The sequence below is a fragment of the Wolbachia endosymbiont of Menacanthus eurysternus genome (genome assembly GCA_029715105.1).
GTDB lineage: Bacteria > Pseudomonadota > Alphaproteobacteria > Rickettsiales > Anaplasmataceae > Wolbachia.
Window position 1 is genome coordinate 253795 of the sequence record CP085695.1, and the last position, 26887, is coordinate 280681.

A 26887-nucleotide genomic window follows, 5' to 3' on the forward strand; every position below is an offset into this window, starting at 1 on the left:
TTTTAATTCCTCCTGTTAAAATTAATACTTTTTAACAAAATTTCAGTAGCTTCTTTGTAAGGAGAAGATTCCTGTTTTTTCGATTCTAAGTTTCTCATTGAGACAGTTCTATTTACAACTTCATTGTTACCTACAATCCATAATATAGGGATCTTATTCAAACTATGCAAGCGTACTTTATAGCCAATTTTTTCATTAGTTAAATCTATTTTAACTCTAACACCTTGTTTTTTTAAGGTGTTGTAAATTTCTGTAGCATAACAATTAGCTTCACTTGTAATTGTTAAAATAGCAAGTTGTGTCGGAGCTAACCAAAGTGGAAATTTTCCTGCATAATGTTCTATTAAAATTCCAATAAAACGCTCAAAAGTTCCAAGAATTGCTCTATGTAGCATAACTGGATGGTATTTTTGTCCATCTGCTCCTATATAAAAAGCTTTTAAACGATTTGGTAAAATAAAATCAACTTGCAATGTTCCACATTGCCAATCTCTACCTATTGCATCTTTTAAAATAAATTCTAGTTTTGGGCCGTAAAATGCACCTTCACCTGGATTAAGATCATAGTTTAAACCTGTTTCTCTCACTGCTCTAAGAAGAGCTTTTTCAGCTTTATCCCAAATTTCATCGCTTCCATCTCTAATATTTGGGCGGTTTGAAAATTTTATAAAGACTTCATTGAATCCAAGTTCTGAATATACTTCTTTTAAGAGATTACAAAATTTTATAGTTTCGGAATTAATTTGTTCTTCTGTACAAAAAATGTGTGCATCATCTTGTGTAAAACTACGTACTCTCATCAATCCATATAATGAACCTGAGCTTTCATTTCTGTGACATGTACCAAATTCTGCCATACGTATTGGTAAATTGCGATAGCTTCTAGTGTAGGAATTAAAAATTTGTACATGACAAGGGCAATTCATAGGTTTTATTGCTAATTTGCTGCTTCCAAATTTATCAAAAGTAAACATGTTTTTGCGAAATTTATCCCAATGTCCTGATTTTTCCCATAATTCTTTGCTTATTAGAATAGGAGTCTTCACTTCAGTGTAACCATTATTTACTAATTTTTTTCTTATATAAGATTCAAGGATGTTATACAAAATATAACCCTGTTCATGCCAAAAGATTTGTCCAACAGCCTCTTCTTGAATATGAAATAATTTCATACTTTTCGCAATTTTACGATGATCACGTTTTTCTATTTCTTTTAAACGTTCAAGATAAGCGTTTAGTTCTTCATTATTTCGCCAAGCAGTACCATATATTCGTTGTAGCGGGCTATTAATATTATTACGCCAGTATATGCCTCCTACTACTTTTATTAATTTAAATATTTTTACTTTACCTGTTGATAATGAGTGTGGACCACGACATAAGTCAACAAAATCTCCTTGTCTATAAATAGTTAGACTTTCATCTTTTGGTATTGAGGAGATAATATCAACTTTATATTTTTCACCTCTGTTATTAAAGAAATCTATTGCTTGTTTATGTGTCCAAGTTTCTTTAATAAATTTATAATTGTTTTTTATGATTTTTTTCATTTTTTTTTCTATTGCGATAAGATCATTAGTAGTGAGAGTATGATTTATAGCAAAATCGTAGTAAAAACCATCTTGAATGGTTGGGCCTATAGCAATTTTAGCTTCTGGAAAAAGTTCTTTTACAGCCTGAGCCATTATGTGGGCAGCGTCATGTCTTATGATGTCTAAACCTATTTCATCATTAAGTTGTATTATTTCTATTTCTGCATTGGGTTCAATCTCACATGAGAGATCATATAATTTACCATTTATTTTTAAGGCAATAGCTTTTTCTAAAAGACTAGGTTTTAATACATTAAAGCCAGTAATTTTACTGGGGCATTTCTTTTTTTGTTTATTATCCAGAGGAGTAGTAACTTTAATCATTGGAAACCGAAATATATAATATAGCAAATGGGACAAAGATTTTATATGCATTAAAATATCTTTGTAATTCTAAATTAGTACGTATGTATTGTTTATGTTGTAATAGTACAAATCTTTTTATAGGTATTATCATAAATAAGTATTATAAATATTTTTAATATGTGAACATATTTTTAACGCATATTAAAAATATATATGCATATACAAGTGGTTATAGATATAATATGTAATACCTAAAAAGTAAAGAAGTGGAGTAAAAAAACATAAATTTGACGTTATTTGGAGATAAAAATAGGAAGAAAACCGATCCCCTTTTCGAAGGGAGAGAAATTGAATTTTATGTTCTTTTAGTATTATAATTATTGTTTACTTATGTAATGAGTAAACGTGACCTTTAATTTTCTTTATTGAGATATCGAGATCCCGCATTCTACAATTAACTTTGTAAGTATTACTATTTAATTTTAATATATTTAATATAATTACCGTCTTTATGCTACAAATATATTACAACAAATTTTGTTTTACAAAATCTTTCTAAGATTTTATTACTATAATAAATAATACAAAAATAAATTCAAGTATTTTCTTGAATTTTAACATTCTATTTGAGACGTATAAAATATAAATAATGAAAAGAATCTCTGTTGCTACGATGTTTATTGTTATATAGACTATTATATATTATAGATAGACAGAATTATATTATGAATAAAGAATTAATAGTAAAGCATTTAAATAAGTCACTGACTGATGAGTTAACTTCTATGCGCCAGTATTTTTTGCATTCTATAATTTTTAAAGATAATGGAATCAGTAAACTTGCAGAGAAGATGAAAAATGACCTTGATGAAGAATTTAAACATGCGAATAAATTAGCGGAAAGAATTTTATTTCTTAAGGGTATACCGAATTTTCAGGATACGAACGAAATTTCAAAATATGATGGGAAATTTGTAAAAAGTTCAATATTAAGAATATTAGAGAATGATTTAGAGTTAGAAGAGGAGGGAGTGAAGGATTATAGAGAAGCGATTTTAGTAGCTAGAAAGGAGGGAGACTTTGTAAGTGTTATTTTATTAGAAGAGTTATTAAAAAATGAAGAAGAACACTATCATTGGATTGAAGAACAGATTGCTTTTATTGATCTTATAGGTGTTGAAAATTATTTAAAAACGCAGATGTAAGGTGTTTAAAAAAATAGTGTTTGTTTTGGTCATACCTTGTCTTCTTTTTTTACTAGGATTATGGCAAATATTTAGATTAAATTGGAAAAATAGTATTATTAAAAATATGAATCTTCCAGGTATTTATCTGTTTTCTGATAATAATGATCTCATGGAATTTAATTATAGAAATATTAAAATTGATGGAATATTAAGTAATATACAATTGTATGTTTTTGCGTCAAGTCGAGGTTATTATGTATTACTCCCAATGTTGCTTACTAATGGACATTACATATTAGTAAATAAGGGAATAGTAAAAGATAAAGAGGAGGAGAATAAAACAAAAGTTAAGAGAGTAATTATAAGTGGGGTTTTATATTGTGATGGCAGTAATAATAAAGATTGGTTAGTTAAAAATGATATTGTTTCGAACACATGGTTTACATTAAGTACAAAAAAGATTTCTAATGAGCTTGGTATTAAATTAGAGCAATGTATGTTATGGGAAAAAGATTTCGGTAATAGCAGTTTACAGCCAATTAAGCATTTAGAATATGCAATAACTTGGTTTGCGCTTTCTTTAATTTGGTGTATAGTTTGTTTTACGACAAAAGAGGAAGTTCATAATTCTAAAAGGATTAGATAAAATAAAAATTAAGATAGCACAGCTAAAAGGAGTTTTGGCAGCTTGGTTGGGGTAGTTTTCCAATTCATTCATCTATATCAGTGCTGATATCTTTTATCATGCTGTAATTGCCTTTTCTGAATCTGCTTTTTAGGGATTCAACTCCACTTTCGCTAATGCCACTTAGAACAAGTGCTGCTCCACCAAGCTGTAATCCAACTTCAGATGTTTCAGGGATGATTTTACTGACTCCTAGAGCTTTATAAGTTTCCACATTATTCAGGTTTGGTAAACGTATTATAATATTCACATGTGAAAAGTTTGCTGTAACTAAAGAAACTATTTTTTTTATGGTAATTTCGTTCTTTATTGAAATTACGATGGCTTGTGCTCTTTCAATTCCTATTGATTTTAAGATTTCATATCTTGTAGCATCTCCAAGATATATAGGAAAACTATCATTTTTTCCCCTTTTAACTATTTTTGATTGAATATCTATGACGACATAACTTAAATGTTCTGCGGTAAGCATTTTTGTTACCATATATCCTACACTACCAAATCCTGCAACTATTACATGGTTATAAAGATCTTGCGTGTCTGTTTCAATTGCTTTACTATCTAATATTATTTTCTCAATACTAAACGAATTCGCTATCCACTCTCCTAATCCAGATAAAAGAGGGGTAAAGGCCATAGTTACTGTAGTTACCATCATAAGCACTTGAGCGATTTCACTTGGTAGTACATTTAACTCGTCTGCTAAGCGAAATAGAATAAATGCAAATTCACCACCTTGTGCTAGCAACAGTCCAGCCTGTATAGCAGGTGTGCTTTTGAAACCAAAAAATCTGCATAATATATATATTATGGATGTTTTTAAAAGAATAAGGATTATTGATAATAGAGTAATTAATGGTAATTTATTGAGTAAAAGATCAATGTCAATTGACATTCCAACTGTCATAAAAAATAAACCGAGAAATAAATCTTTAAATGGTAATACAGCATGCTCAACGGAGTGTCTATGTTCTGTTTCTGCAACTAATAATCCTGCAACAAATGCACCTAATGCCATTGATAAATGAAATTGTTCAGTAATAAATGCTGCACTTAATATTATTAAAAGTGTTGTTGATACAAAAACTTCATTACTTTCCATTTTGGCGATTATTGAAAATAATGGTCTAAGCAATAATCTGCCAGTTATGAATATTAATACTAATGAAATAGCCGCTTGTACTAGCGAGCCTGCTAATGAATTTAATAGGTTATCAGAATTACCAGTGAGTAAAGGTACTAATACTATTAGTGGCACTACAGCAAAATCCTGCATTAATAGTACCGCTATTGATAGTCTACCGACTTGACTTGCTTGGAATCCTTTTTCCTGTAGAACTTGTAATACAATTGCAGTTGAGGATAACGCTAGCCCACCACCGATAACTGCTGCTATATTAGCATTTACTCTAAAAGTAATAGCGATACACCATATTGCTATCATAGTAACTATAACTTGAAGAGAGCCAAATCCAAACACGTGTATACGCATAGCAATAAGGCGCTCAAATGTTAGCTCAAGCCCTATAATAAATAATAGGAAAACTACACCAAATTCTGCAAAATTGTCCATCACATTAGCTGAATGTATTAGATTAAATCCATGAGAACCAATTAATGCTCCTGCAACGAAGTAACCAAGTACAGGGCTAATATTCATTTTCCAAAATACTATAACCACAAATACGGCAGCTGAAAGCAAAATTATTATGTCAAATAAATACTGAGAACTTCCGTGCATTGTTAATTTGTGTGGTGATCCCAATAGGAGGACCATTTAATCGAACAACCAATACTTGGTTTTTGATTAGTCGGAGAATTGCCAGTTTTTGCAATATATTTTACAGCTTGAAATAAATCACTACTTCCACTTTTATATTTTTGAGTTTTTTCTTTTTTTATTTCGTTGAACCGTCCACGATAGCGGAGTTTTAAATCAGAATTAAAGCCAAAGAAATCAGGGGTGCAGACAGCGCCGTACTCTTTTGCTATTTTTTGTGTACTATCAATTAAATATGGAAATGTGAATTTATACCTTTTTGCAAAGATAATCATTTCTTGGAAAGAATCTTCTGGGTATTCATTTGTATCATTAGGCATTATTGCAACAGCACCTATTTGATAATTTATTTTCAATAAATTAATATCGTTTACTAAATCTTCAATGATTGATTGAACATAAGGGCAGTGATTACATATAAACATTACAATGAGTCCATTTTTTTCGCGACAGTTATCCAATGTATAAAACTTATTATCTACACATAAGAGATTAAAATCTTTAGCAATAAAGCCAAAATCTCCTTTTGGAGTGTTTAGTGCAACCATATTTCCACAGAGAATTGCATATCATGCTAACGCATAGTACTATTGTAGTATACAAATGTCAAATATTTCTTAAAATATATTTTTATATTGCTATTTTAGTTTTATATTATTTTTAGGATTTCGATTAGGAAATTTGTGTTTATTACCTTTGAAGGAGTAGACGGTTCTGGTAAGACAACGCAATCCGAATTGCTTGTGAACTATTTTAAGAAAATTCGAGGTGAAAATAGTGTAATATTGACACGAGAGCCTGGTGGTACTCCTCTTGCGGAGAGAGTGAGACAGATATTGCTTAGAGGAGATGATGATATTGATTCTATCTCTGAACTTTTGTTGTTTATTTCAGTGAGATATGAACATGTAAAAAAAGTAATATTGCCAGCTTTAAAAGAAGGGAAAATAGTGGTTTGTGATCGATTTATTGATTCAACTATCGCATATCAAGGATATGGACTTGGAGTTGATTTATGGTTAATAGAAAATCTTCATAAATTAGTAAAAATTAGATATCCAGATATTACGTTTATTTTAGATATTGATGTTCAAATTGGATTAGGTAGAGTAAAAAATAGAAATAAATATGAGAAGATGAATATAAATTTTTTTAATAAAGTTCGAAGAGGGTTTCAAGAAATAGCGGTAAGGGAGCGTTATAGGTGCAATATTATTGCTGAAATTGAAACTAAGGATAGCAATCAAGTATATAGTAAGATTGTTAATAGAGTCGCTGATATTATTAATGTTGTAAGATGAAATTGTTTGCTTTTAAGGTAAAAGGATATAAAAATTTGTGAGTATTTAAGGTGTTTTGTTATATTTTAGTTAATTGATAAAGGAAATTATATATATTCTATAAGAATATAGAAAGAATTTGATTATTGAATCATTTTACACAAGTAATAAAGAGATTGTTTTATTTTGGACCACATATCTTACTCCTTTTATTATATTTAGTAAGATTAAAGCCCTTAAGAGGTTAAGAAGTTTTATATTATTTTATTTTAAAATCTGATATAGCAATATTATGTTGTGGATAACAAAGGGAAGTATTTATTATATATATTCCTGGATTTTATGGGTTTAGAGCTAATTTTTAGTAAGATATAAAAACTTTTACTGCGAGCCGGTTATCAAATGAAGTAATATGGCGAAAATATCTGTTGAAAATAATATATATTTAAGAGTATAGAGAGTTGAGTGCGATGGGTAAAAATAGATGAAAACTTTTAAAGTTTTATTTTAAATGGATAGCTTCTTGTAATCTTTTTATGCACTCATCCTTGCCAAGGATTACTATTATGTCAATGATTCCAGGGGCATCCATTGTGCCAGTTATTGGAGCACGTAATGATTCATAAGTATCGCTTATTTTTATATTATTTAATATCGTAAACTTTTTAAGTTGTGATAATAGAAAATTCTTATTCCAGTTTTTATCATTGATATCCGAGAGAGACAATATAAGAAGTCTAATTATATTAAGATTAGATTTTATGATTTGTTTGGCTTTTTCATTTAGGTAAAATGGTGGATCTTTAATATAGAACTGTGCTAAATTTAGTAGTTCAGTTAGATAGTTAGCTCTTTTTTTTAATTCTGTTAATCCCTGTAGGAGGTAATTCTTTTTTTTTTCAGTTAAAATATCTTTTAAAGAATTATTTTTGAGAAGTATTAGACGTAAAATATCTATATTGCTCATATTATTGATATAGTAGTTATTTAAGTGTCTTAGCTTTTTAAAATCAAGACGAGCAGGTGAACGACCAATATTTTTCAAGTTAAACCATTTTATTGCTTGTTCATCTTTAATAATTTCGTTGTTACCATGGCTCCATCCAAGTCTAAGTAGATAATTGCGTATAGCTTGGGGTAATATTCCTATATTTTCATAATCACAAATGTTTGTAACATTGTTTCTTTTGGATAGTTTGTTTCCATCTTCTCCATGGATTAGAGGTATATGTGCAAAACGAGGGATATTGAAACCAAGAGCTTGATATATTAATAATTGTTTAAAGGTATTTGTAAGGTGATCAGAACCGCGTATTATGTCAGTTATTTTATCGTCATGGTCATCAACTACTGTAGCAAATATATGTATTGGAGTTCTATCAGAACGTAAAATTATCATATCGTCAAATTGTTCACTGTTTGTTTTAATTTTGCCGTATATTCTATCATTAACAGTGATATTTTGTGAATCTGGTGTTTTAAAGCGAACAACTGGTTTTATATCTAGTGCTGTAGTACTATTAATATTAGTAGTAGTACATTTATGTTTGTATATTTTTCTATTTTCTCTTGCCTTTATTTTTTCTATTAGAACCATATCTTTATGACAATAACAGTAATATGCTTTGCCCTTTTCGATTAGAAGGTTTATAATTTCAATATGTCTTTTTATTCTTTTTGATTGATATATTATTTCTCCGTCATGATTTATGCCAAGCCATTTTAGTCCCTTTATTATTGCGTTAATTGCTTTTTGTGTTGAACGTTTTTTATCTGTATCTTCGATCCTTAATAAGAATTTTCCACAATAGTGTTTTGCATACAACCAATTAAATAAGGCAGTACGAGCTCCACCGATATGTAGTGGACCAGTTGGTGACGGTGCAAACCTGGTAGTTACAACAGCATTCGATGACATAATGTCGAGATCATATATGTATTACTTACAATATTTAAAGGTTAATTACCAGTAAAAGATTTCTTCATTGTTATATATACAAATTGTTAGTTAAGAAAATATAGGATTTCTCAATGGGAGATTTTAATCAATTAAAAGAAAAGGTAAAGATGATAAATTTATATTACAAAGAGAATGGCTTTATAAGCTTTATGTAAAAAATGTAAAATCTTATTCTGTTTTATTTCAGAAGTATTTGGAATATGTAACGTGGATAGAATTTTGTAGTTTCTTCTAAAGGAGTGGGGAGAGATTGTTTTCTTCAGGGAGGATTACAATAAGCTAAAATAGAAAGTATACAGCGTAGAAAAAGGTAGAGAGACGGAAAATCTACTTTTTATAATTTTCTTTATATATTTTATTTATTTGTATTTATTTTAATGTAGTATCTTTGTGTTGTAAAAAGAGGATTTTGTTAAAATTTTTTTAAAATTTTTCTTTGGGAAGTTTACTTTTTAATTATATAGTATGTGTTATATGTGTATAAAGTAGGAATTTTTGTAGATAATAATAAATATAATATAGAAATATTCTTTCTATATTCGTTAAAAGGTTTCTTTAGAGGAAGTTCATTTTGTGTGATAAAAATAAAGAAAAAAAATACAGTAAGATTTTAATAGCAAATAGGGGGGAGATTGCTTGTAGAATTATTAGAACTGCCCATAAAATGGGCATATCTTGTGTAGGTATATATTCAGATGTAGATGTAAATTCTGTGCATGTGAGAGAATCGGATGAATCAAGATATATTGGTTCTTCATCAGCTAATCTTAGTTATTTGAATATTGAAAAAATATGCGAAGTAGCAGTTGAAACTGGTGTGGATGCAGTTCATCCTGGTTATGGTTTCTTAGCAGAAAATCCTGGCTTTCCTCGCACCTTGCAAAAATATAATATAGATTTTATTGGTCCAAGTGCAGAGACGATAGAGGTTACAGCTAATAAAGTAATGGCAAAAGAATTTGCAAAAAAGGCTGGAGTAAATGTAGTACCAGGATATATGGGGAAAATAAAAGATGTAGTTCATGCTTCTAATATTGCCGAAGAGATTGGTTTTCCTGTTATACTGAAAGCAGTATCAGGTGGCGGTGGTAGAGGGATGCGAATTATAAATTCTAAAAGAGAAATTGAACTAGGATTTATATCGGCAATAAATGAAGCAGAGAAAAATTTTAAAGACGGTAGTATCTTTATGGAAAGATATATAGAGTTACCTAGACATATTGAAATACAAATTATAGCAGATAAATATGGTAATGTAGTTTGTCTTGGAGAGAGAGAATGTTCAATACAAAGGAATAATCAGAAGATAATAGAAGAAGCACCAAGTCCGTTTATCAGTAAAGATATAAGGCAAGAAATGTATACACAATGTGTTTCATTAGCAAAATTAGTTGGTTACTTTTCAGCAGGAACTATTGAGTTTATTGTAGATCAGAATCAAAATTTTTATTTTATAGAGATAAATACTAGATTGCAAGTTGAGCATGCAGTAACAGAGTTTGTAACTGGAATAGATATAGTAGAAGAAATGATTAGAACATCTTGTGGAGAGAAATTAAGATTTGATCAAACTGATATTAGTCTTTCTGGCTCTGCAATAGAAAGCAGAATTTGTGCTGAAGATCCTTCAAAGAAATTTTATCCTTCTGCGGGAAGGATAAAATATTATAGTAAACCGAATGAAAATGACTTTGTCAGAATAGATGATGGAATCATTTCAGGCTCTGAGATCAGTGTGTTATACGATTCTATGATAGTAAAAGTGATAACATATGGGAAAGATAGAATAGAGGCAATAAGTAGAATGCAAAAAGCTTTATCTGAATGTTATATAGTTGGAGTAATAAATAATATAGACTTTTTAGAATCTATTTTTTATCATCCAAATTTTGTTGCGGCAAAACTCAATACGAGATTCATTCCGGATTATTATCCAAATGGGTTTCATGGTGATTTTCTTACAGAAGAGTACATTAAGATATTTATTTTTACTGCATTATATGTTCATTTAGAAAACAAAGAAAAATATTATAGTAAATTACTAATAGACGAAATACTTATAGTAAAAATAAATGATAATAAGTATTATGTCAATGCAAAATATGAGGATAATATGTTAGTAACAATATATAATCACGATACGTACTTTATATCAGGTATATGGAAATCGTATTATGGTTTGCTTTGTATTATGATCAATAATGATATTGATGTAACACTTAAGGTAGAAAAACAAGGTAGTAAATATTTTATAAGGCATGCTGGAATGCAAGCAGAGTGTTTTGTATTTAAACCTTATGTAGCTAGATTAAGCGAGTTGATGTTAAATAATGAAACAGATGTAATTTCAGTGGATGTAGTAAGATCTCCAATGTCTGGTTTATTGGTTAAATTACATATAAAAGTTGGAGATCGGATAAAAATAGGACAACCCTTGTTTGTTATAGAGGCGATGAAAATGGAGAATATTATATGTGCTGAGTCAGAAATGATTATAAAAAATATTTTAGTTCAAGAAGGAAAAAATGTACAAGTTGGTGATGTAATACTAAGTTTAAATTTTTAAACAGTATAGAAAGTATAAAACTGACCCAAATAAGATAAATGAAAACACTTGGTGAACTACAGCAATAGTTACTGGTATGTGTAATAATAAGGTGGTTATTCCTAAGGTTATTTGAGTTAACGTGCAGAATAGCACAACGTATGTTGTTTTTACGTTTATATTTTTTATTGTAAGTATTACTATTAAGATTAATATTAATAATGCAAGCATTCGATGTATGAATTGTATTGTTGTTCTGTTTTCAAAGATATTTAAAAATACAGGTTCTAAAAAAAACAAGTCACTTGGGATAATATGTCCATTCATCAGCGGGAAAGTATTGTAAATTGAACCAGCATTTAACCCTGCAACAAATGCTCCAAAAATTGTTTGTATCACAATTAAAACTAAGATTGTTCTTACAAGATTTATGGTACTTTTATTACTTTTAATAGAAAACTCAGTTTTTTTAAGTTCATAATCAAAAAATTGGGTTAATAATAATGTAAAGATGGTGAATGCTAATAGTAAGTGAAGTGCAAGTTTATAGTGACTAACGTGAGGTTCAATTATTAAACCACTTTTTACCATATACCAACCAGTAATGCTTTGTAATAATCCTATTAATAGTGTAATAGATAATTTTATAATCGTATTTTTAAATATTTTTCTTTTTAATATAAAATATATAAACGGTACAATAAATACTAAGCCTGTTAGTCTTGCAATTAGTCTGTGCATATATTCTATTAGATATAGAGTTTTGAACTCTTTCATGTTCATTCCGTAATTGAATATTTTATGTTCAGGAGTAGCTTCATATTTAAGCTTTTCTTGTAACCAGTTTTGTTCATTCAATGGGGGTAATATTCCAGTAATTGGATTCCATTCTGTGATAGATAATCCAGCTTTTGAAAGTCTGGTAAACCCGCCAATTCCCACTGTAAAGATTACCATGATGGAGCAGAGAAAAAGCCAAATAGATATGTATTTTGATTGCTTTTGTTTCATAGATTATATTAAAATTAATACCTTAAATATATGATGATATAATAAATAAATTTTAATAAAGAGTTTTATTTTATAAAGTTAAATTATATTAATTATCATATTAGGTGATTGGAAGTCCATAAAGTAAACTAGAGATAGATGGGGTAAAATAAAAAAAGTAAGTGAAAGTGCCCCCCCCCTTTATAAGGGAGTGTTATTGGGAATAATGACATCCAATTTGAGTTGATTTTGTTATCAAATGAAGATGTGGTAAAATAGCAACTTATTAAATATTTATAGATTAAGTTTATATAAAAATATAGAAAGATTGGAGTTCTATTAAAACTTTTATTTTAAGTTAAATTAACTTGATTTTAATGTTGTTAATTCCAAAGTTTTAATAAATATAGTTCATTTATGGAATCTTTTATCTAAGTTATGCGAAAGTGAAGATATAATTTTGCTGTTATATTTATAACTTTTATGTTTCTGCACTATTTTTTTTATAGCATCAGCTGCTATATTTGCAGTATCAGCTTGTAAGGCTACAATAGCTTTTTTAACTTGATCAGTAACATTTTTCAAATGAAAATGATTACTGTTGTCTAGTGTTTGAGCAAGCTGCTGCTTACTATGTTCAACGATGTCATTTGCCTTATCGATAGCTTCACTTACTATTTTATTAACCTCTATGTCTAATTTTTTATATTTTTCAGAAAATTTTATGTAATATTTTAATACATCCATTCTGAATTTTTCAACCTCTTCATTCATAGTTTTATTTTTATTACATTTATTGTCGAGAGCAACTTTTATTATTTTATTTAATAACTTAAATGAGAAGATGAAGCACATAAAGAAGGCAGCACTGACAATCAAGGATGCAGACATAAAATTCCCTCCTAAATTTTTTTAGATATCAAATCAGAAACAAATTCTCTCTTAATTTCACAATTGGTTAATTTATTATAGTAAATTAAAGCAATATCAGTAGACATTTGTTCTAGTTCATTGGCAAATTTGGATTTAAATTTTTTTATTTCATTTTTAATAAGTTTATCTGTTTCTTTATCTTTTTTTTTTAATATGTTTTTCACATCTATTTCCATTTCTTTTATTTGAACGAGCGCATTATTTATAATATCTTTTGTTTGAGTTCTAGTTTCATTTAGGACTTTATTATATCTGACAGTTTGATCTTCTATAATCTTTAAAAGGTAAACTGCGCTGTTAAAAGTGAAAAGCATCTTCTTGCTTCTAATACTTATTATTTCATCTAACTTTGGCATAAAAAGATAACTTATTACAAAGTAAAGCAATGAGAAGAAGATTAATAACCAAAAAACTTGGGAAAAAAAAGTCGAAATATCAAGTTGTGGCATATTTTAAACAACAAACTAGACAACAAATATTAATAACAACGCTAGTAGAAATGCAAACAATCCCATTGCCTCTACCAAAGCTGCTCCAGTATAAACATATTTTTTCATTTTATCATCTGATTCTGGATTTCTTGCAAGTCCATTTAACATAGTAGAGAATATATTAGCTACACCAAGACCTGCTCCTAGCATCCCAAGCACACTTAAGCCAATTGCTATAAATTTTAAAGCTGCTAAGTCCATATATTTACCTTATCTTTACGTTCCTATAAAAAATATATAGTAATTTGTAAACACAAAGTCAATCATTTTACTGCATCCGATAAGTATACACATGTTAGAGAAGTAAATATGTAAGCCTGTAGGATTGCAATAAATATTTCAAATCCTATTAGAGTGATTATAAATAGAAACGGTATAGGCGTTAAAACTATATGTATATTCATAATAAATCCAGCTATCACTTTAATGATTGTGTGACCAGCGATCATATTTGCTGTAAGTCTTATCGATAAACTTATAGGTCTTGCTAGATAGGCAAATAACTTAATAAGAATCATCATAGGTGCAAGCCATAATGGAGTGTGCTCTGGTAATAATATTGTACACAAAAATTTCGTTCCCTTTTCTTTAAATCCAATAATTGTTATATAAACAAAGACTATTATTGATAGAGTAAAAGTAACTATTATATGACTTGTAACTGAAAAACTATAAGGGAAAATTCCTATTAAGTTACATGATAAAATAAAAACAAATATTGTAAATATTAAGGAAATGTGTTTTAAGCCTTTGCTTCCAACATTATTTTCTATTATTGAAATAATAAAGTCATATAAGTATTCAACTGCAGCCTGTAAATACTCTTCCAGTATTACTGATTTTTTCTTTATTCCAAATAATAAAAAAAACACAGATGATAATATTGAAATCATCATAAAAAGAGATGAGTTAGTGAAATTTATATTGTATCCTAGTAGTTTTGGTAGTTCTATCAATGTATATATTTTGAATTGTTCTAATGGATTTAATATCATATTGGTATATCTTAACTAAGAATTCAGAATTTAATAGTAATCAAAGTTTTATATAAAATAAAGCTGATAATTATGATAATATAGATTTTGATACAAGATTTCTTTTTGAACATAATTATTTCATTTGTTTAAAGGTTAAGTTTATATGATGTTATAAGATAAATTCTTGTTTTATTGAAAATTTCGTGTTAAATTATTACTTAATTTTGAGAGAATTTATTTTAATAAATAATTCCTAATAGATAAATAGAAGTATTTTGAATATAAAAGATGCGGAAACTTTGTTGTTATTATTTTGTATGGTTTCTACGTTAGAATAAGGATTTGTTTCGATCATTTTTTATTGTTTGTGGTTACTTAAACAATATAGTATAGTGAGCAATAAATATGCACAAATTTTCATAATTTTTTGCATGAGATAGATTTTCATACATACTAACGTATGTACTAAGTTTAGTAGTAGTGGGGGAGTAAATTAGTATCAATAAAATGTGTAAATTTATGAGCGATTATTTGAAATATGAAGTATCTAAGTCTGGACTAAACCTCTATTTAACTTTCATGATTTGTTATGGTTTATTATTGTTTTTAATTATATATAATATTTTATATTCCAATTTAATTTGGGTTAGCTTTTTTTATAAAACTGTTTTGAGAGTTTTGTAAAATGTTTGCTAACAAGCAAAATTGTTCAATAGTTAGATTTTCTGGGCGTTCATTTCCACTTAGTTTGATTTTTTCGAGAACAGTTTCAGTATGATCTGTTAGCTTTCGCAAGATATTTCTTATCATTTTTCTTCTTTGAGAAAAAATAATGTGGGTTATTTCAGCTAAGGTTTTTAGATTTACTGTAAACCTTTGAATAGGTAAAGGTTTCACTGTAATTACTGAAGAATATACTTTTGGTATTGGATAAAATTTATCAGGTTCAACATCAAATTCTTTTTTTATATTGCATAATAATTGGCTTAATATTGATAGAGAACCATAGTTTTTGGAATTAGGTTTTGCTACGATGCGATCTGCCACTTCTCTTTGAAACATTAATGTTAAATTTGTAAAATATTTTATATTATTTAACCATTTTAAAAATAAAGCCACTGAAATGTTATAAGGTAGATTAGCGATAATTTTGACTGGACGTTTTATTAATTTTTCTTCCATAACAGATAATGCATCTGCTTTTATAATTTTGAAGTTTTTGTGTTGTTTATATTGTTTGTTTTTTAATAAGTTATTACAATATTTTACTAAACTACCATCTTTTTCTATAGCAAGTAAAGATTTTGGATTATGTGTTAAAATTTCATTTGTTAGTAAACCATGTCCAGGACCAATTTCAATAACGTTGAAGTTTCTTAGGTTACCGGCTAAAACTACCATTTTTTTTGTTATTTTATTCGATAAAATAAAGTTTTGTCCTAGGTTTTTTTGCGGTTTTAATAAAAAAAAGTTTTTCATACTTACTATATCCATGTTATATGAAATTTTAAATTATGTAAAATTTTAAATTTGAAAATCAGTTGACGAAGATTCGTTTAATATCATAATACAATGAGAAATTGTATCATAACATAAACATGTAATGATGCCGGTTTAGCTCAATTGGTAGAGCAACTGACTTGTAATCAGTAGGTTGTCAGTTCGACTCCGACAGCCGGCACTTTTATGGGTGAAACCGAGGATGTCTTTTTTAATAGTAGCAAATTGGAAAATGAATGGAACGCGTTCCTTATTTGTTGATTTTATAAGTAAGCTTAACAGTAAGAGTGATGAGTTTTCATCTAAACTAGTAATTTGTCCGCCTTTTACATCATTTCCAGATAATTTAGAGTTAAGTAGCAATATTAGCATAGGAGCTCAGAATTGTCATTATAAAAAATTTGGTTCTTATACTGGAGAAATTAGTGTAAAAATGTTAAAGGAATTAGGATGTACTTATGTAATATTGGGACACTCTGAAAGAGTTAATGAAACTGATAACCAAATAAAGTTAAAATCGGAAATAGCAATAGAATACGGTTTATGTCCGATAATTTGTGTTGGTGATAATATAAGAGATTACGAGAACAATAAGATAATGATGATAATAGAACATCAGTGTAAAATTCGTTTACCAACGCATGGCGAATACATTATAGCATATGAGCCAGTATGGGCAATAGGTACTGGACGTATACCAAGTAGTGATACGATTGCAGAGGTAGTAGAAGTAATAGAATCTTGTGTTAGTAAAAAACGTTGTATTTATGGTGGTTCAGTTAGTTCAAAAAATGTAGAAAATTTATTAAGTATATCAGGTATATCAGGTCTTTTAATAGGAAGTTTGAGCTTAAACTTTGATCAATTCTATAAAATAATTCAGCAAGTCGAAAGGGTATATTAATTTTTATGTAATTTGTAGTTTACAAAAATAATTTTAGTGAAAAAGTATAATCCCCTTAAGAGAACGGAGTTTAGTGGAGGTTATGTTGAAATTTGTGCGATTATTTGATAAGTTTTCTTCTATGAATAGAGAATGCGCGTTAAGTTACCAATTTTATTGATTCTAATTGTACTTTTAAGATGTAAGAAATTGATTTTTATATCATTTTGTATGATTAAAATAGTTTATATGAACGGGGGAGGATTGTGAGAATAGAATCTTCATAGCTTGAAATAGTGTGTTAATTTTATTTTGTAACTATGAAGTTTTTGTTGATATTTTAATACGGGGTATTTTTAATATAACATTTTAATATAGGGTGTGGCTTATAAAATATTGAGTTTTATGGAAAAATCTTCATTGGATTAAGTTATTACTTAAGTTTAAAGCTTAAAAGAGGGGGGAGATATTGTGGATACTCGTATAAAATTAGCATATAAAGATGTAAATTTAGATGTTGTTTCTTGTTTTTTTTTTTTCAATATACTTGCAAGCTAAAATAGATAATTCATATAAAATTAGCATTGGTATAGCGAGTCCTATTTGACTTAGTACATCAGGTGGAGTTAGGATTGCGGCAATGATAAAAATTGCTACTATCGCGATTCTACGTTTATCTGATAGGTTTTTTACGGCAAGTAGTTTGACCCTAACCATTAATATAAGTATAACTGGAATTTGAAATGCAATACCAAAAGCAAACATAAATTGAAGAACTAAATCTAGGTATTCACTGACTGATGGCATAAATTCTATTGGTATGCCGAAGGATTTACCGCTATGCTCGAAAGCGATAAAAAATTTCCATGCTAAAGGAAATATATAGTAATAAACTACCGCAGCTCCAGTTATGAATAAAATTGGTGTTATAATTAAGCATGGTAGCAACACTGTTTTTTCGCTTTTATATAAGCCAGGTGCTAAAAACATATAAAATTGCCATGCGAATACAGGGAAAGAGAATAAAAGTGCGCTCATTAGTGCAACTCGAAGATATACAAAAAATGCTTCTGTTAAATCTGTGTATATCAAAGAAAAATCATTATTATTTTTCATAACTTCTATTAAGGGTGCAAGTAGAAAGCGATATATACTTTCTTTAAAGAAATAACAAAAACCAAAAGTAATACAAAAAAATAAAAAGCTAAAAATAATTCTTCCCCTAAGTTCTGCAAAGTGTTCATAAAATGAAATGTGTTTATCTTTATTCATATTTATTTTGTTTTTATGTGTTATTATAGCACAATAATACTATGTCCAACATTCTTAGAGAGAATGCCCATTCGTTGTCATACCATGCTGCGATTCTATAAATATCACCAGTCACATATGTACTTGCTAAATCTATAATTGCACTATAAGGGTTATGTATAAAGTCTACTGAAACTAAAGGTTCTTCGCATACGGAAAGTATGTCGTTTACTGAATTTTTAAATATTTCATTTATTTTTTCAACTGTTGTTTTCTTTTCAGCTATAAATTTAAAGTCAATCATAGAAACATTGCTAGTGGGAACTCTGATGGCTATACCATCTAGTTTTCCTTTTAGTTTAGGAATAATAAAACCGATTGTTTTTGCTGCTCCGGTTGTTGTTGGTATAATGGATAATCCACAAGCTCTTGCTCTACGTAGATCTGTGTGATTGCTATCAAGAATGTTTTGATCATTTGTATACGAATGTATGGTAGTCATAAAGCCACTTTTTATTTTTAAGTTAGTGTGTAGAACTTGCACAATAGGGGCTAAACAATTTGTAGTACAAGAGCCGGCTGATATTACTTTGTTTTCTTTTTTTAGCATATTATTATTCACACCATAGATTATTGTTACATCTGCATCTAAAACTGGAGCAGAGACAATTATTTTTTTTGCATTGTGCATTATTGCTTCTGCATAACTGTTAAGTTTACCGGTGCATTCGAATACTACATCGACGTTCCAAGGAATATCTTCTGGTTTTTGTTTTTTGTATAAAAAAAATTTTTTACCGTTTATAGAGATCCAGTTTTGGTATTCGTCAAAATCAATATTACCATTAAATTTTCCATGAGTAGAATCATATTTAATTAAGTGTGCGTGTTGTCTAGCATTTAGCGATCCGTTTACTGATATAATTTCTATACGTTTATTGTATTTTTCTATTTCAAAAATAGCACGTAGTAAACTTCTACCTATTCTACCAAGACCATTAATTCCTATACGAATTTTATCACTCATTTGAAAATTTTGTTACTTAAAAGTGATCTAATATTTAATATCTATTAATTTAATTATAAAGAATATAAAATAAGAATCAAAAGAGTTTTAATGGATTTATATTACAATAAAACTATAATTTTATTTAACAGGTTGACCTTACATTATTTTATAATCTATTATTTTGTCAATAGGAGTGATAAAAGGTATAGGAAGGGATAAACGTTGGTTACAATCTTTTCCCCTTAGGAAAAGAGCAATTTGTTTTATAAACAACCTTTTATTGTAATTTTATTTATTATAAGTATATTATAAGTAATATATGTGTGGTGTGATTCATTTTAATGATGAATCTATTCATATCAAAATACATACAATAACGATAATACGTGTATTGTTATAGTGGTGATTTTGATTTTGTTTTATTATATAAATTGGTGTATATATGTGGAAGTTATTGAAAATGGGACTATTTTATAGTACTTATTATATTAAAATAACGATGCATAACAATGCAGTAAATTGATAAGTTAGCTTATGTTAAATGTTGTTGCGTTTTGGTCCATTTTATGGAAATAGATATTAAATGTAGTGTTTTAGCATATAAAATTGTCCCCCATTTAAACTATAGATTTTAATGAAGTTAAAGTTTAATGGGTTAGAGTTTTGACAATTTTTAATATGAGATAGTGAAATAGAAGTTAGTTAGTTAATATATGAGAACTTTTGTGTATGATTAGGTGTATGATTAAGACTACATTAAGGTTAAGATATAAAATAAATGAAGGTAACTGAGTAAGTGTTTCTGTTGTGAAATTTGAGAAGTACTGTGTTTTGTATATGAAATAGCCTTTTATCAATGAAGTTTACGTTGTCTTGGTTACTAGAATACTTGGAAACCAATGCTAGTTTAGAAGAAATTATTGATAAGCTAACTCATATAGGGTTGGAAGTGGAAAATGTAGTTGATAATACTAAACTAGGTGGATTCCTTGTAGTAAGGATATTGGATATCATGTCTCACCCTGGTTCTGATAGATTAAAACTATGTCAAGTAGATAATGGGAGTAGACTTCTACAAGTAGTCTGTAGTGCAAGTAATATTAAAAGAAATATGAAAACTGTGCTTGCACCTATCGGTAGTAGATTTCCAGAAAGTAACTTTTTGATTGAATCAAAAAGTATACAAGGAATATTAAGTGAGGGAATGTTTTGTTCTACTTCTGAAACAGCATTCTTACAAGAAGAAAGTGAAGAAATAATTGAGCTCTTTGATGATTATCAAGTGGGAGACAGATTTTTTAGTCATGATTATGTAATTGATATAAATATCACTCCAAATCGTGGAGACTGTTTAAGTGTTTGGGGAATAGCACGTGACTTATCAGCGACAGGAATTGGAAGATTAAAAGTTTTAAATATTCCAAAGCTTGTACATAGTGTAAATTCGCCAATTAATGTCAAAGTTCTTGATAAAGAAAGTTTTATTAGTGGAATATATATCACTAATTTAAAAAATACAAAAAGTCCGAAATGGTTAAAGGATAGACTTCAGTTGATAGGATTACAATGCATTTCTACAATAGTTGATATTATTAATTATATTATGATATCTTTTGGGCGTCCATTACATATATATGATGCAAAAAAAATAGAAGGAGAGCTTATAGTACGTAAAGCAAATAGTGGAGAAAAATTTATTGATTTAAATAATAAAGAGCACTTACTAAACAATGATATAAATGTTGTTTCTGATAAGAGAAATATCCATGCAATTGCTGGAATCATAGGAGGAAAATTTAGTGAATGTACTGCTGAAACTACTGATATTTTTTTAGAATCTGCTTGGTTTAATTCTATTTCTATTACTAAATCTTCAAAGCAACTTGGTATTTCTACAAATTCAAGTCGTAGATTTTCACGTTCAGTTGATCCTGGATTTATTATTGATGGGCTTAATCTTGCAACTTGTATGATTTTAGAATTATGTGGTGGAGAAGTATCAAGTATAATTTCTTCTGGAAGTTTAGATACAGTTAACAATGTTAAAGTAAATTTTAATTATAAAGATATAAATAGATTTGGTAGTATATCTATATCACCTGATGAATCATTTAATATTTTATCAAAACTTGGGTTTAAGATTGATAGGAAAATTGAAAATAATTGGAGTGTACAAGTACCAAGCTGGAGGCCAGATATAGCAATACCGGCAGATTTAATTGAAGAAGTAGTAAGGATATATGGTTTTGATAAAATAAAGGAGGAGCCATTAATAGGTAATATTGAAATAGAAACAAGTTTATACGATGATTTACGTATTTTAATGACAAGTAGAGGATTTCACGAGGTATTTACTTGGTCTTTTACAAGTGAATTCATAGCTGAAAAATTTGGTTATTCGGATAAGTTATTTATCATTGATAATCCATTTAAAAAAAATTTAAATATAATGAGACCAAGTGTCATACCAAGTTTATTGCAGATTGCTACAAATAATATTTCACATGGAATATCTGATCTTGCAATTTTTGAAATTGGGCCAGTGTATAATAGTATTGATCATCCTAAATATATTTTGAGTGGAATTAGATCAGGAAATAATTTACCAAGAAATCATTATAATTCTAATAGAATATCAGATATTTTTGATGTAAAGGCTGATATTCTAATAGCTTTAGAATTTCTTAATATTGATTGTGATATTTTAACAATAGAGAGAGCAAAAAAAAAATATTATCATCCAGGAAAATCAGGTACCCTTTCTTTTAAAAACAAAATAACAATTGGTCATTTTGGTGAGTTAGATTCAAGTATATTAGATATTTTTGATATCAAGCAAAAAGTTGTAAGTTTTGAGATAATATTAGAAAATATCATAGACTTACCAATAAATAGAAAAAAATTTATTAATTATAAATATCGAGGTGTAAAGCGGGATTTTGCCTTTATTGTAAACAAGAATATAGCAGCGGGCAATATTATTAATACGATAAAAGAAAGTTCAGATCTCATTACTGAAGTTTTAGTATTTGATATATATCATGGAGATGATTTAGGATCTGATAAAATTTCTATAGCATTATCAGTTATTTTTCGCTCTCCAACTCATACTTTAACTGAAGAAGAAATTCGTAGAGAATCAAATGCTATTATTAATTTAATGCATAAGAGTGTAGGAGGAATTTTAAGATATTAGGTTTTGATTAATAAGTTTTGTTATCAAAATTTGATACAGTGATTTTACAGGAATTTTATTAGAAGTTTTAAACATTAACATAAAGAATAACATATTCTAAATATAGAATTTGTTTTGATAGAGATTTCTGTAGATTTTTTAAATCTATGATACTGTAATAAATTAGATTTTTGTTGAATTGATTGAGAATTTAAATGGTAAAAAGGTATAGAATGTTTGATTGGTTTTTATAGGTTTAGTAAAAATTTAGCATTTTATCAAATTTGATAAAGAGAAATTTAATAGCTTATAAAAGCTTTTTATTTTTAACAGTAAATATTTTTATTCCCTTTATATAGGGGTGAATATATTGTCGTTGTTTATTAAACATTATTAAATATGAGGTTGTTATATAGTTAAAATTAATTATCGGTATTTATGTGTTTATTTGGTGAGATTTACAAAAGCAAAATTTGTATGTGATAGATGTAAATTATCTTGTAATTACAGACTATTTGTCTATTTAAGATTTCTTCTTTATAAGAATATACATTCTATAGAAGATATATTTTTATACTACATCTATTTTTATTCATTTAAAAATTTAAAATGAGAATATAGTTTCTATTTTATTTTAGTTAGTTGATGAAATAAAAATTTTTAGTTAGATTATTTAGTGCTGAAGTTTTTTGTATTTCAAATTTTTTTGTAAATTACGACAAATGCAGTAGCATAATCTCTATCATCACTTAACGAAAGGTGAATTATTATGTGATTTTCAAGAATGTAATTTTTATTGTTAATGGTTAAATATGGTTTTCCCTTTATATCATTATATATTTCTATATCTTTCATTGTAATACCTAAGCTGAATCCAATACCAAGCGCCTTAACGAAGGCTTCCTTTGCTGCAAAGCGTTTGGCAAAATATTTTGCCCTTATTTCCTGGCTATTATATTTTTTACTTATCTTTATTTCGTAATCGGTATAGACTTTATTGAGGAATTTCTTTCTGTATTTTTGCAGCATTCTCGATATCTTTGGTATGTACACTATGTCAACTCCTATACCGAGTATCATTTTGTGTTGAAACGGTTTATTACTTCTTCAATCTGCATTTCTTTAATTTCTCCGTTTATTCTATTTTTTACTTCGACTATATTTTTATTTGCTGTTTTTTTTCCGACAATTATTTGCCATGGCAAACCTATTAAATCCATTCTAGAAAATTTTACTCCTACACTTACTTCAGTATCATCGTAAAGTACTTTATCGCTTTTTAGAGCTCTATATATTTTTTCTGCAATTCTTATACATTCACTTGTTTTTGTTTGTAAGTTAATTAAACCAATCTTAAAGGGAGCTATTGCTTCTGGCCAAATGATGCCTTTTTCATCGTGAAAAGTTTCTATTATTGCACCAATAATTCTTGAAATTCCAATACCTGACGAACCCATATGTATATTAATATTTTTTTTATTATGAGATGTAACCTTTACATTCATTGGACCTGAATATTTATCACTAAAATAAAAAATTTGTCCTATTTCAATGCCTTTACTGATATTTAATTGTTCTTGTATTATAGGACATGTATCAGGGTGATACATATCACTTGTAACTGCATATATATTTCTTAGATTTTCGATATCATCATTTTTTAGTAATTCGAAGAATTTATTATCGTAGTATAAAGTACTTTCACCAGTGCTTGTTAAAATATGAAATTCATGACTTAGACTTCCTCCCATTAATCCTGTATCCGCCCTTACTCCAATTGGAGTAAGTCCTATACGTCTAAAAATTTTTAGGTAAGTTTTATACATTGAATTATATGAATTTATAGCGCTTTGATAATCTATATCAAAGTTATAGGCGTCTTTCATTAAAAATTCTCTACTTCTTATAACGCCGTAACGAGGTCTAATTTCGTCTCTAAATTTCCATTGAATCTGATATAAACAAAGTGGTAAATCTTTGTAGCTTTTTATAGTATTTCTAATTAAGTCAGTTACCATCTCTTCGTGCGTTGGACTAAAAAGCATATCGCTTTTATATCTGTCTTTAATGCGGAGCATTTCTTTACCATAATTATTGTAACGTCCTGATTCTTGCCAAAGACTTGCTGGTTGCAAACAAGGCATCAGTATTTCAATTGCACCAGCCTTATTCATTTCATCTCTTACAATGTTTTCTATATTTCTAAGTACGCGCAGACCGAGTGATAACCAAGAATAAATACCAGATGCTGTTTGCTTGATTAAGCCAGCGCGCAGCATATATTGATGAGATATGATTTCAGCACTTGCTGGTATTTCTTTTAAAGTTGGTAAATAGTATTCAGACAGATACATTTATGAACTTAATTTTATTAAATAATTTAGTATAATTAAATTTTTTTATAAGCAAATTTTTTTCGAAAGTAAGAAGAAAGGAATGTCATTGTCCATAAGAATTTTCATTAGCAAAGCACATATCTAAATATTTCATTTGCTATAGTAATATCTTGGCGTGGAACTTTACCATATTCTATAAACACGGAGATCGCATAGCGAGGATTATAATATGGACCATAAGCTATAAACAATTTATGACTTTCACCTTTAGAATTTATTTCTGGAGTACCGGTTTTACCAGCAATTTGTATAAATTTCTTTTTTTCATAGAAATTTCTTGAATTTATTTTAGCTTTATGATTCATGACGTGAAATATAGCCTTTCGAATTATATTAAGATGTTTTTGACTTATATCAATATCGGAAAAATTTTGTGTAATTTTATCCATCTCAACAACATGAGGAATTACTTTTTTTCCTGTTGCGATTCTTGTTGCAAGAACAGCAAGCTGTAAAGGCGTTGTAAGTAAGTATCCTTGTCCTATAACTAAATTAATGGTATCACCTAAATACCACTGTGAGTATAATTTTTGCGCACGCCATTCTTTATCTGGTAATAATCCTGAAGCTTCTTCTCTAAATGTTCCAACCAGTGGTCCATTACCGATACCGAATTTTTTAGCTATTTCTATTAGAGAATCTATATTTATTTTCTTTCCTATGTTGTAAAAATAAGTATTACACGAAAGGGCCATTGCTTCGTTTAAGGATACATATCCGTGCGCCTTACTTTTTAGACAACGAAATTTTCGATCTCCTATTATCATGTGCCCTTCACAGAAAAATTTTTCTTCCGGTATAAATATACCATCTCTTAAGGCTGCAAGTGCAACTATTACTTTAAATATTGAGCCTGGAGGAATCTGATAAGATAATGCCCTATTCACAAGTGGTAATGAAGAAGTGTTTAGACTTTTCCAAGTTTTATTAGATAATTTATTAGTAAAGAGATTATTATCATATGAAGGAGAATTGTATAATGTTAAAATTTCTCCATTGTTTACATCCATAACTACTATGGAGCCTTTATGATCTTGAAATATTTCTGCAGTTTTTTTTTGTAAATTGATATCAATCGTTAGTTGAATGTCTTGTCCATCTTGTTGCGGTATATTTAATAATTCTCTTATAGGGTGTCTTTTGGAATTTATTTCTTGTTTAGATTTTCCTGGTTTACCTTTTAATATGTAATCATAAGTATACTCGATGCCACTTATCCCTACTTCTATCGTTTTTTGATGTTTTTTTGTATATCCAAGTATGTGAGAACATATTGGACCAAATGGATAGTAACGTTTGTAAAGAGAATTTATTTCTGATCTTGAGGATTTTATCAAATTAGATTTAATCGTCGTTAATACTTGTAGGTTATTTTTTTCATTAAAAACTTTTTGTTTCTCAAACAAAATTTGATTTGTCGCAAGTTCAATACCATTTCTATCTAAAATTCTTCCTCGTTTAGGTAAAATACAAGCAATTTGTATTCTATTGTTATTGGATAACATTTCGTATTTTTGTCTATTTTTTATTTGTAAATTGTATAATCTATAACTAAAAATTGCAGAGATGATAATTTGAATACTGCCCAATATAAATGTTCTTCGGTTAAAAACTTTATTTTTTATTAATGTAAACATATAATACATAACGATGATCTCAGATAATAATTTTTGATTTTGCGACTAGATATGAGGATATTCTCATACAATGAAACATAGACTGTAAAGGTTAGTATATATATAAATAAATTTAACTATACAATAGTAGTATAAACGTAAATTCATAATATTATAATTCACATTTAGTTGTGTGCATTATTTATTAAATTGAACGTGATAGAATAAGGTTTTTACTTTTTACACAATTTGTTTATAATTAAGTACTACAGAAAATTTTATTGATTTAGTGTTAATAAATTAAGTGAGAGGGTTTTTATAAAACTAATTT

The 26887-nt window shown here is 28.1% G+C and carries 21 protein-coding genes and 1 tRNA gene; 7 read left to right on the forward strand and 15 right to left on the reverse strand.

The window, feature by feature from the left end; all coding sequences use genetic code 11:
* Positions 1-2: 2 nt before the first annotated feature.
* A complete protein-coding gene (gene thrS, locus LJI21_01010) occupies positions 3-1916 on the reverse strand; it encodes a threonine--tRNA ligase (GenBank protein ID WFW29879.1) in 1914 nt (637 codons plus the stop codon).
* Between the two features lie 707 nt (positions 1917-2623).
* Between thrS and bfr the strand changes: the two genes are divergently transcribed.
* Entirely contained in the window at positions 2624-3103 is a 480-nt protein-coding gene (gene bfr / locus LJI21_01015; protein ID WFW29880.1) for a bacterioferritin, read from the forward strand.
* Position 3104: 1 nt separating this feature from the next.
* Positions 3105-3731: an SURF1 family protein gene (locus tag LJI21_01020; protein ID WFW29881.1), complete on the forward strand. Its 627-nt coding sequence runs from the start codon at positions 3105-3107 to the stop codon at positions 3729-3731.
* A gap of 64 nt (positions 3732-3795) precedes the next feature.
* Here the strand turns inward: LJI21_01020 and LJI21_01025 are convergent, their stop codons facing one another.
* Together LJI21_01025 and LJI21_01030 are read right to left on the reverse strand one after the other, a co-directional pair.
* Complete coding sequence (locus tag LJI21_01025) at positions 3796-5511, reverse strand: cation:proton antiporter (GenBank protein ID WFW30000.1); 1716 nt, start codon at positions 5509-5511, stop codon at positions 3796-3798.
* A gap of 2 nt (positions 5512-5513) precedes the next feature.
* Complete coding sequence (locus tag LJI21_01030) at positions 5514-6098, reverse strand: thioredoxin family protein (protein ID WFW29882.1); 585 nt, start codon at positions 6096-6098, stop codon at positions 5514-5516.
* Positions 6099-6233: 135 nt separating this feature from the next.
* On the opposite strand from LJI21_01030, the gene tmk reads away from it, so the two are divergent.
* Positions 6234-6851, forward strand: coding sequence for a dTMP kinase (gene tmk / locus LJI21_01035; GenBank protein ID WFW29883.1), 618 nt, complete (start codon positions 6234-6236; stop codon positions 6849-6851).
* Between the two features lie 481 nt (positions 6852-7332).
* On the opposite strand, the gene gltX is transcribed toward tmk, so the two are convergent.
* The gene (gltX, locus tag LJI21_01040) at positions 7333-8748 is read right to left on the reverse strand and encodes a glutamate--tRNA ligase (GenBank protein ID WFW29884.1); all 1416 of its coding nucleotides are present in this window, start codon (positions 8746-8748) and stop codon (positions 7333-7335) included.
* Positions 8749-9361: 613 nt separating this feature from the next.
* Between gltX and LJI21_01045 the strand changes: the two genes are divergently transcribed.
* Complete coding sequence (locus tag LJI21_01045; protein ID WFW29885.1) at positions 9362-11356, forward strand: ATP-grasp domain-containing protein; 1995 nt, start codon at positions 9362-9364, stop codon at positions 11354-11356.
* Here the strand turns inward: LJI21_01045 and LJI21_01050 are convergent.
* The 6 genes from LJI21_01050 to rsmA all read right to left on the reverse strand — a co-directional run bounded on the left by LJI21_01050 (position 11345) and on the right by rsmA (position 16205).
* Positions 11345-12346, reverse strand: coding sequence for a COX15/CtaA family protein (locus LJI21_01050; protein ID WFW29886.1), 1002 nt, complete (start codon positions 12344-12346; stop codon positions 11345-11347). The genes LJI21_01045 and LJI21_01050 overlap by 12 nt on opposite strands.
* 390 nt (positions 12347-12736) lie before the next feature.
* Entirely contained in the window at positions 12737-13216 is a 480-nt protein-coding gene (locus LJI21_01055) for a hypothetical protein (GenBank protein ID WFW29887.1), read from the reverse strand.
* Between the two features lie 11 nt (positions 13217-13227).
* Positions 13228-13707, reverse strand: a complete 480-nt coding sequence (locus LJI21_01060) for a hypothetical protein (GenBank protein WFW29888.1) — start codon at positions 13705-13707, stop codon at positions 13228-13230.
* 15 nt (positions 13708-13722) lie between these two features.
* Positions 13723-13950, reverse strand: a complete 228-nt coding sequence (locus tag LJI21_01065; GenBank protein WFW29889.1) for a F0F1 ATP synthase subunit C — start codon at positions 13948-13950, stop codon at positions 13723-13725.
* 62 nt (positions 13951-14012) lie between these two features.
* Positions 14013-14744, reverse strand: a complete 732-nt coding sequence (locus LJI21_01070) for a F0F1 ATP synthase subunit A (protein WFW29890.1) — start codon at positions 14742-14744, stop codon at positions 14013-14015.
* Between the two features lie 618 nt (positions 14745-15362).
* Positions 15363-16205: a 16S rRNA (adenine(1518)-N(6)/adenine(1519)-N(6))-dimethyltransferase RsmA gene (rsmA, locus tag LJI21_01075; protein WFW29891.1), complete on the reverse strand. Its 843-nt coding sequence runs from the start codon at positions 16203-16205 to the stop codon at positions 15363-15365.
* Positions 16206-16334: 129 nt separating this feature from the next.
* On the opposite strand from rsmA, the gene LJI21_01080 reads away from it, so the two are divergent.
* Both LJI21_01080 and LJI21_01085 read left to right on the forward strand, forming a co-directional pair.
* Positions 16335-16407: transfer RNA gene (locus tag LJI21_01080), tRNA-Thr, on the forward strand.
* 21 nt (positions 16408-16428) lie between these two features.
* Positions 16429-17130 carry a triosephosphate isomerase gene (locus tag LJI21_01085; GenBank protein ID WFW29892.1) on the forward strand — a complete coding sequence of 234 codons (702 nt, stop codon included), beginning with the start codon at positions 16429-16431 and terminating at the stop codon, positions 17128-17130.
* A 489-nt stretch (positions 17131-17619) separates the two neighbouring features.
* Here LJI21_01085 and tatC read toward each other — a convergent pair whose 3' ends face one another.
* Both tatC and gap read right to left on the reverse strand, forming a co-directional pair.
* The gene (gene tatC, locus LJI21_01090; protein ID WFW30001.1) at positions 17620-18387 is read right to left on the reverse strand and encodes a twin-arginine translocase subunit TatC; all 768 of its coding nucleotides are present in this window, start codon (positions 18385-18387) and stop codon (positions 17620-17622) included.
* Between the two features lie 7 nt (positions 18388-18394).
* A complete protein-coding gene (gene gap / locus LJI21_01095; GenBank protein ID WFW29893.1) occupies positions 18395-19387 on the reverse strand; it encodes a type I glyceraldehyde-3-phosphate dehydrogenase in 993 nt (330 codons plus the stop codon).
* An 838-nt stretch (positions 19388-20225) separates the two neighbouring features.
* On the opposite strand from gap, the gene pheT reads away from it, so the two are divergent.
* Positions 20226-22565 (forward strand): phenylalanine--tRNA ligase subunit beta, encoded by a 2340-nt coding sequence (gene pheT, locus LJI21_01100; protein WFW29894.1) that lies wholly within the window; start codon positions 20226-20228, stop codon positions 22563-22565.
* Positions 22566-23240: 675 nt separating this feature from the next.
* Here the strand turns inward: pheT and LJI21_01105 are convergent.
* The 3 genes from LJI21_01105 to LJI21_01115 form a co-directional block, all read right to left on the reverse strand.
* Entirely contained in the window at positions 23241-23624 is a 384-nt protein-coding gene (locus LJI21_01105; protein WFW29895.1) for a holo-[acyl-carrier-protein] synthase, read from the reverse strand.
* Positions 23621-24898 carry a proline--tRNA ligase gene (locus LJI21_01110; protein WFW29896.1) on the reverse strand — a complete coding sequence of 426 codons (1278 nt, stop codon included), beginning with the start codon at positions 24896-24898 and terminating at the stop codon, positions 23621-23623. Before LJI21_01110 ends, LJI21_01105 begins: the two co-directional genes overlap by 4 nt.
* A 107-nt stretch (positions 24899-25005) precedes the next feature.
* Positions 25006-26577, reverse strand: a complete 1572-nt coding sequence (locus tag LJI21_01115; GenBank protein WFW29897.1) for a penicillin-binding protein — start codon at positions 26575-26577, stop codon at positions 25006-25008.
* Between the last annotated feature and the right edge of the window lie 310 nt (positions 26578-26887).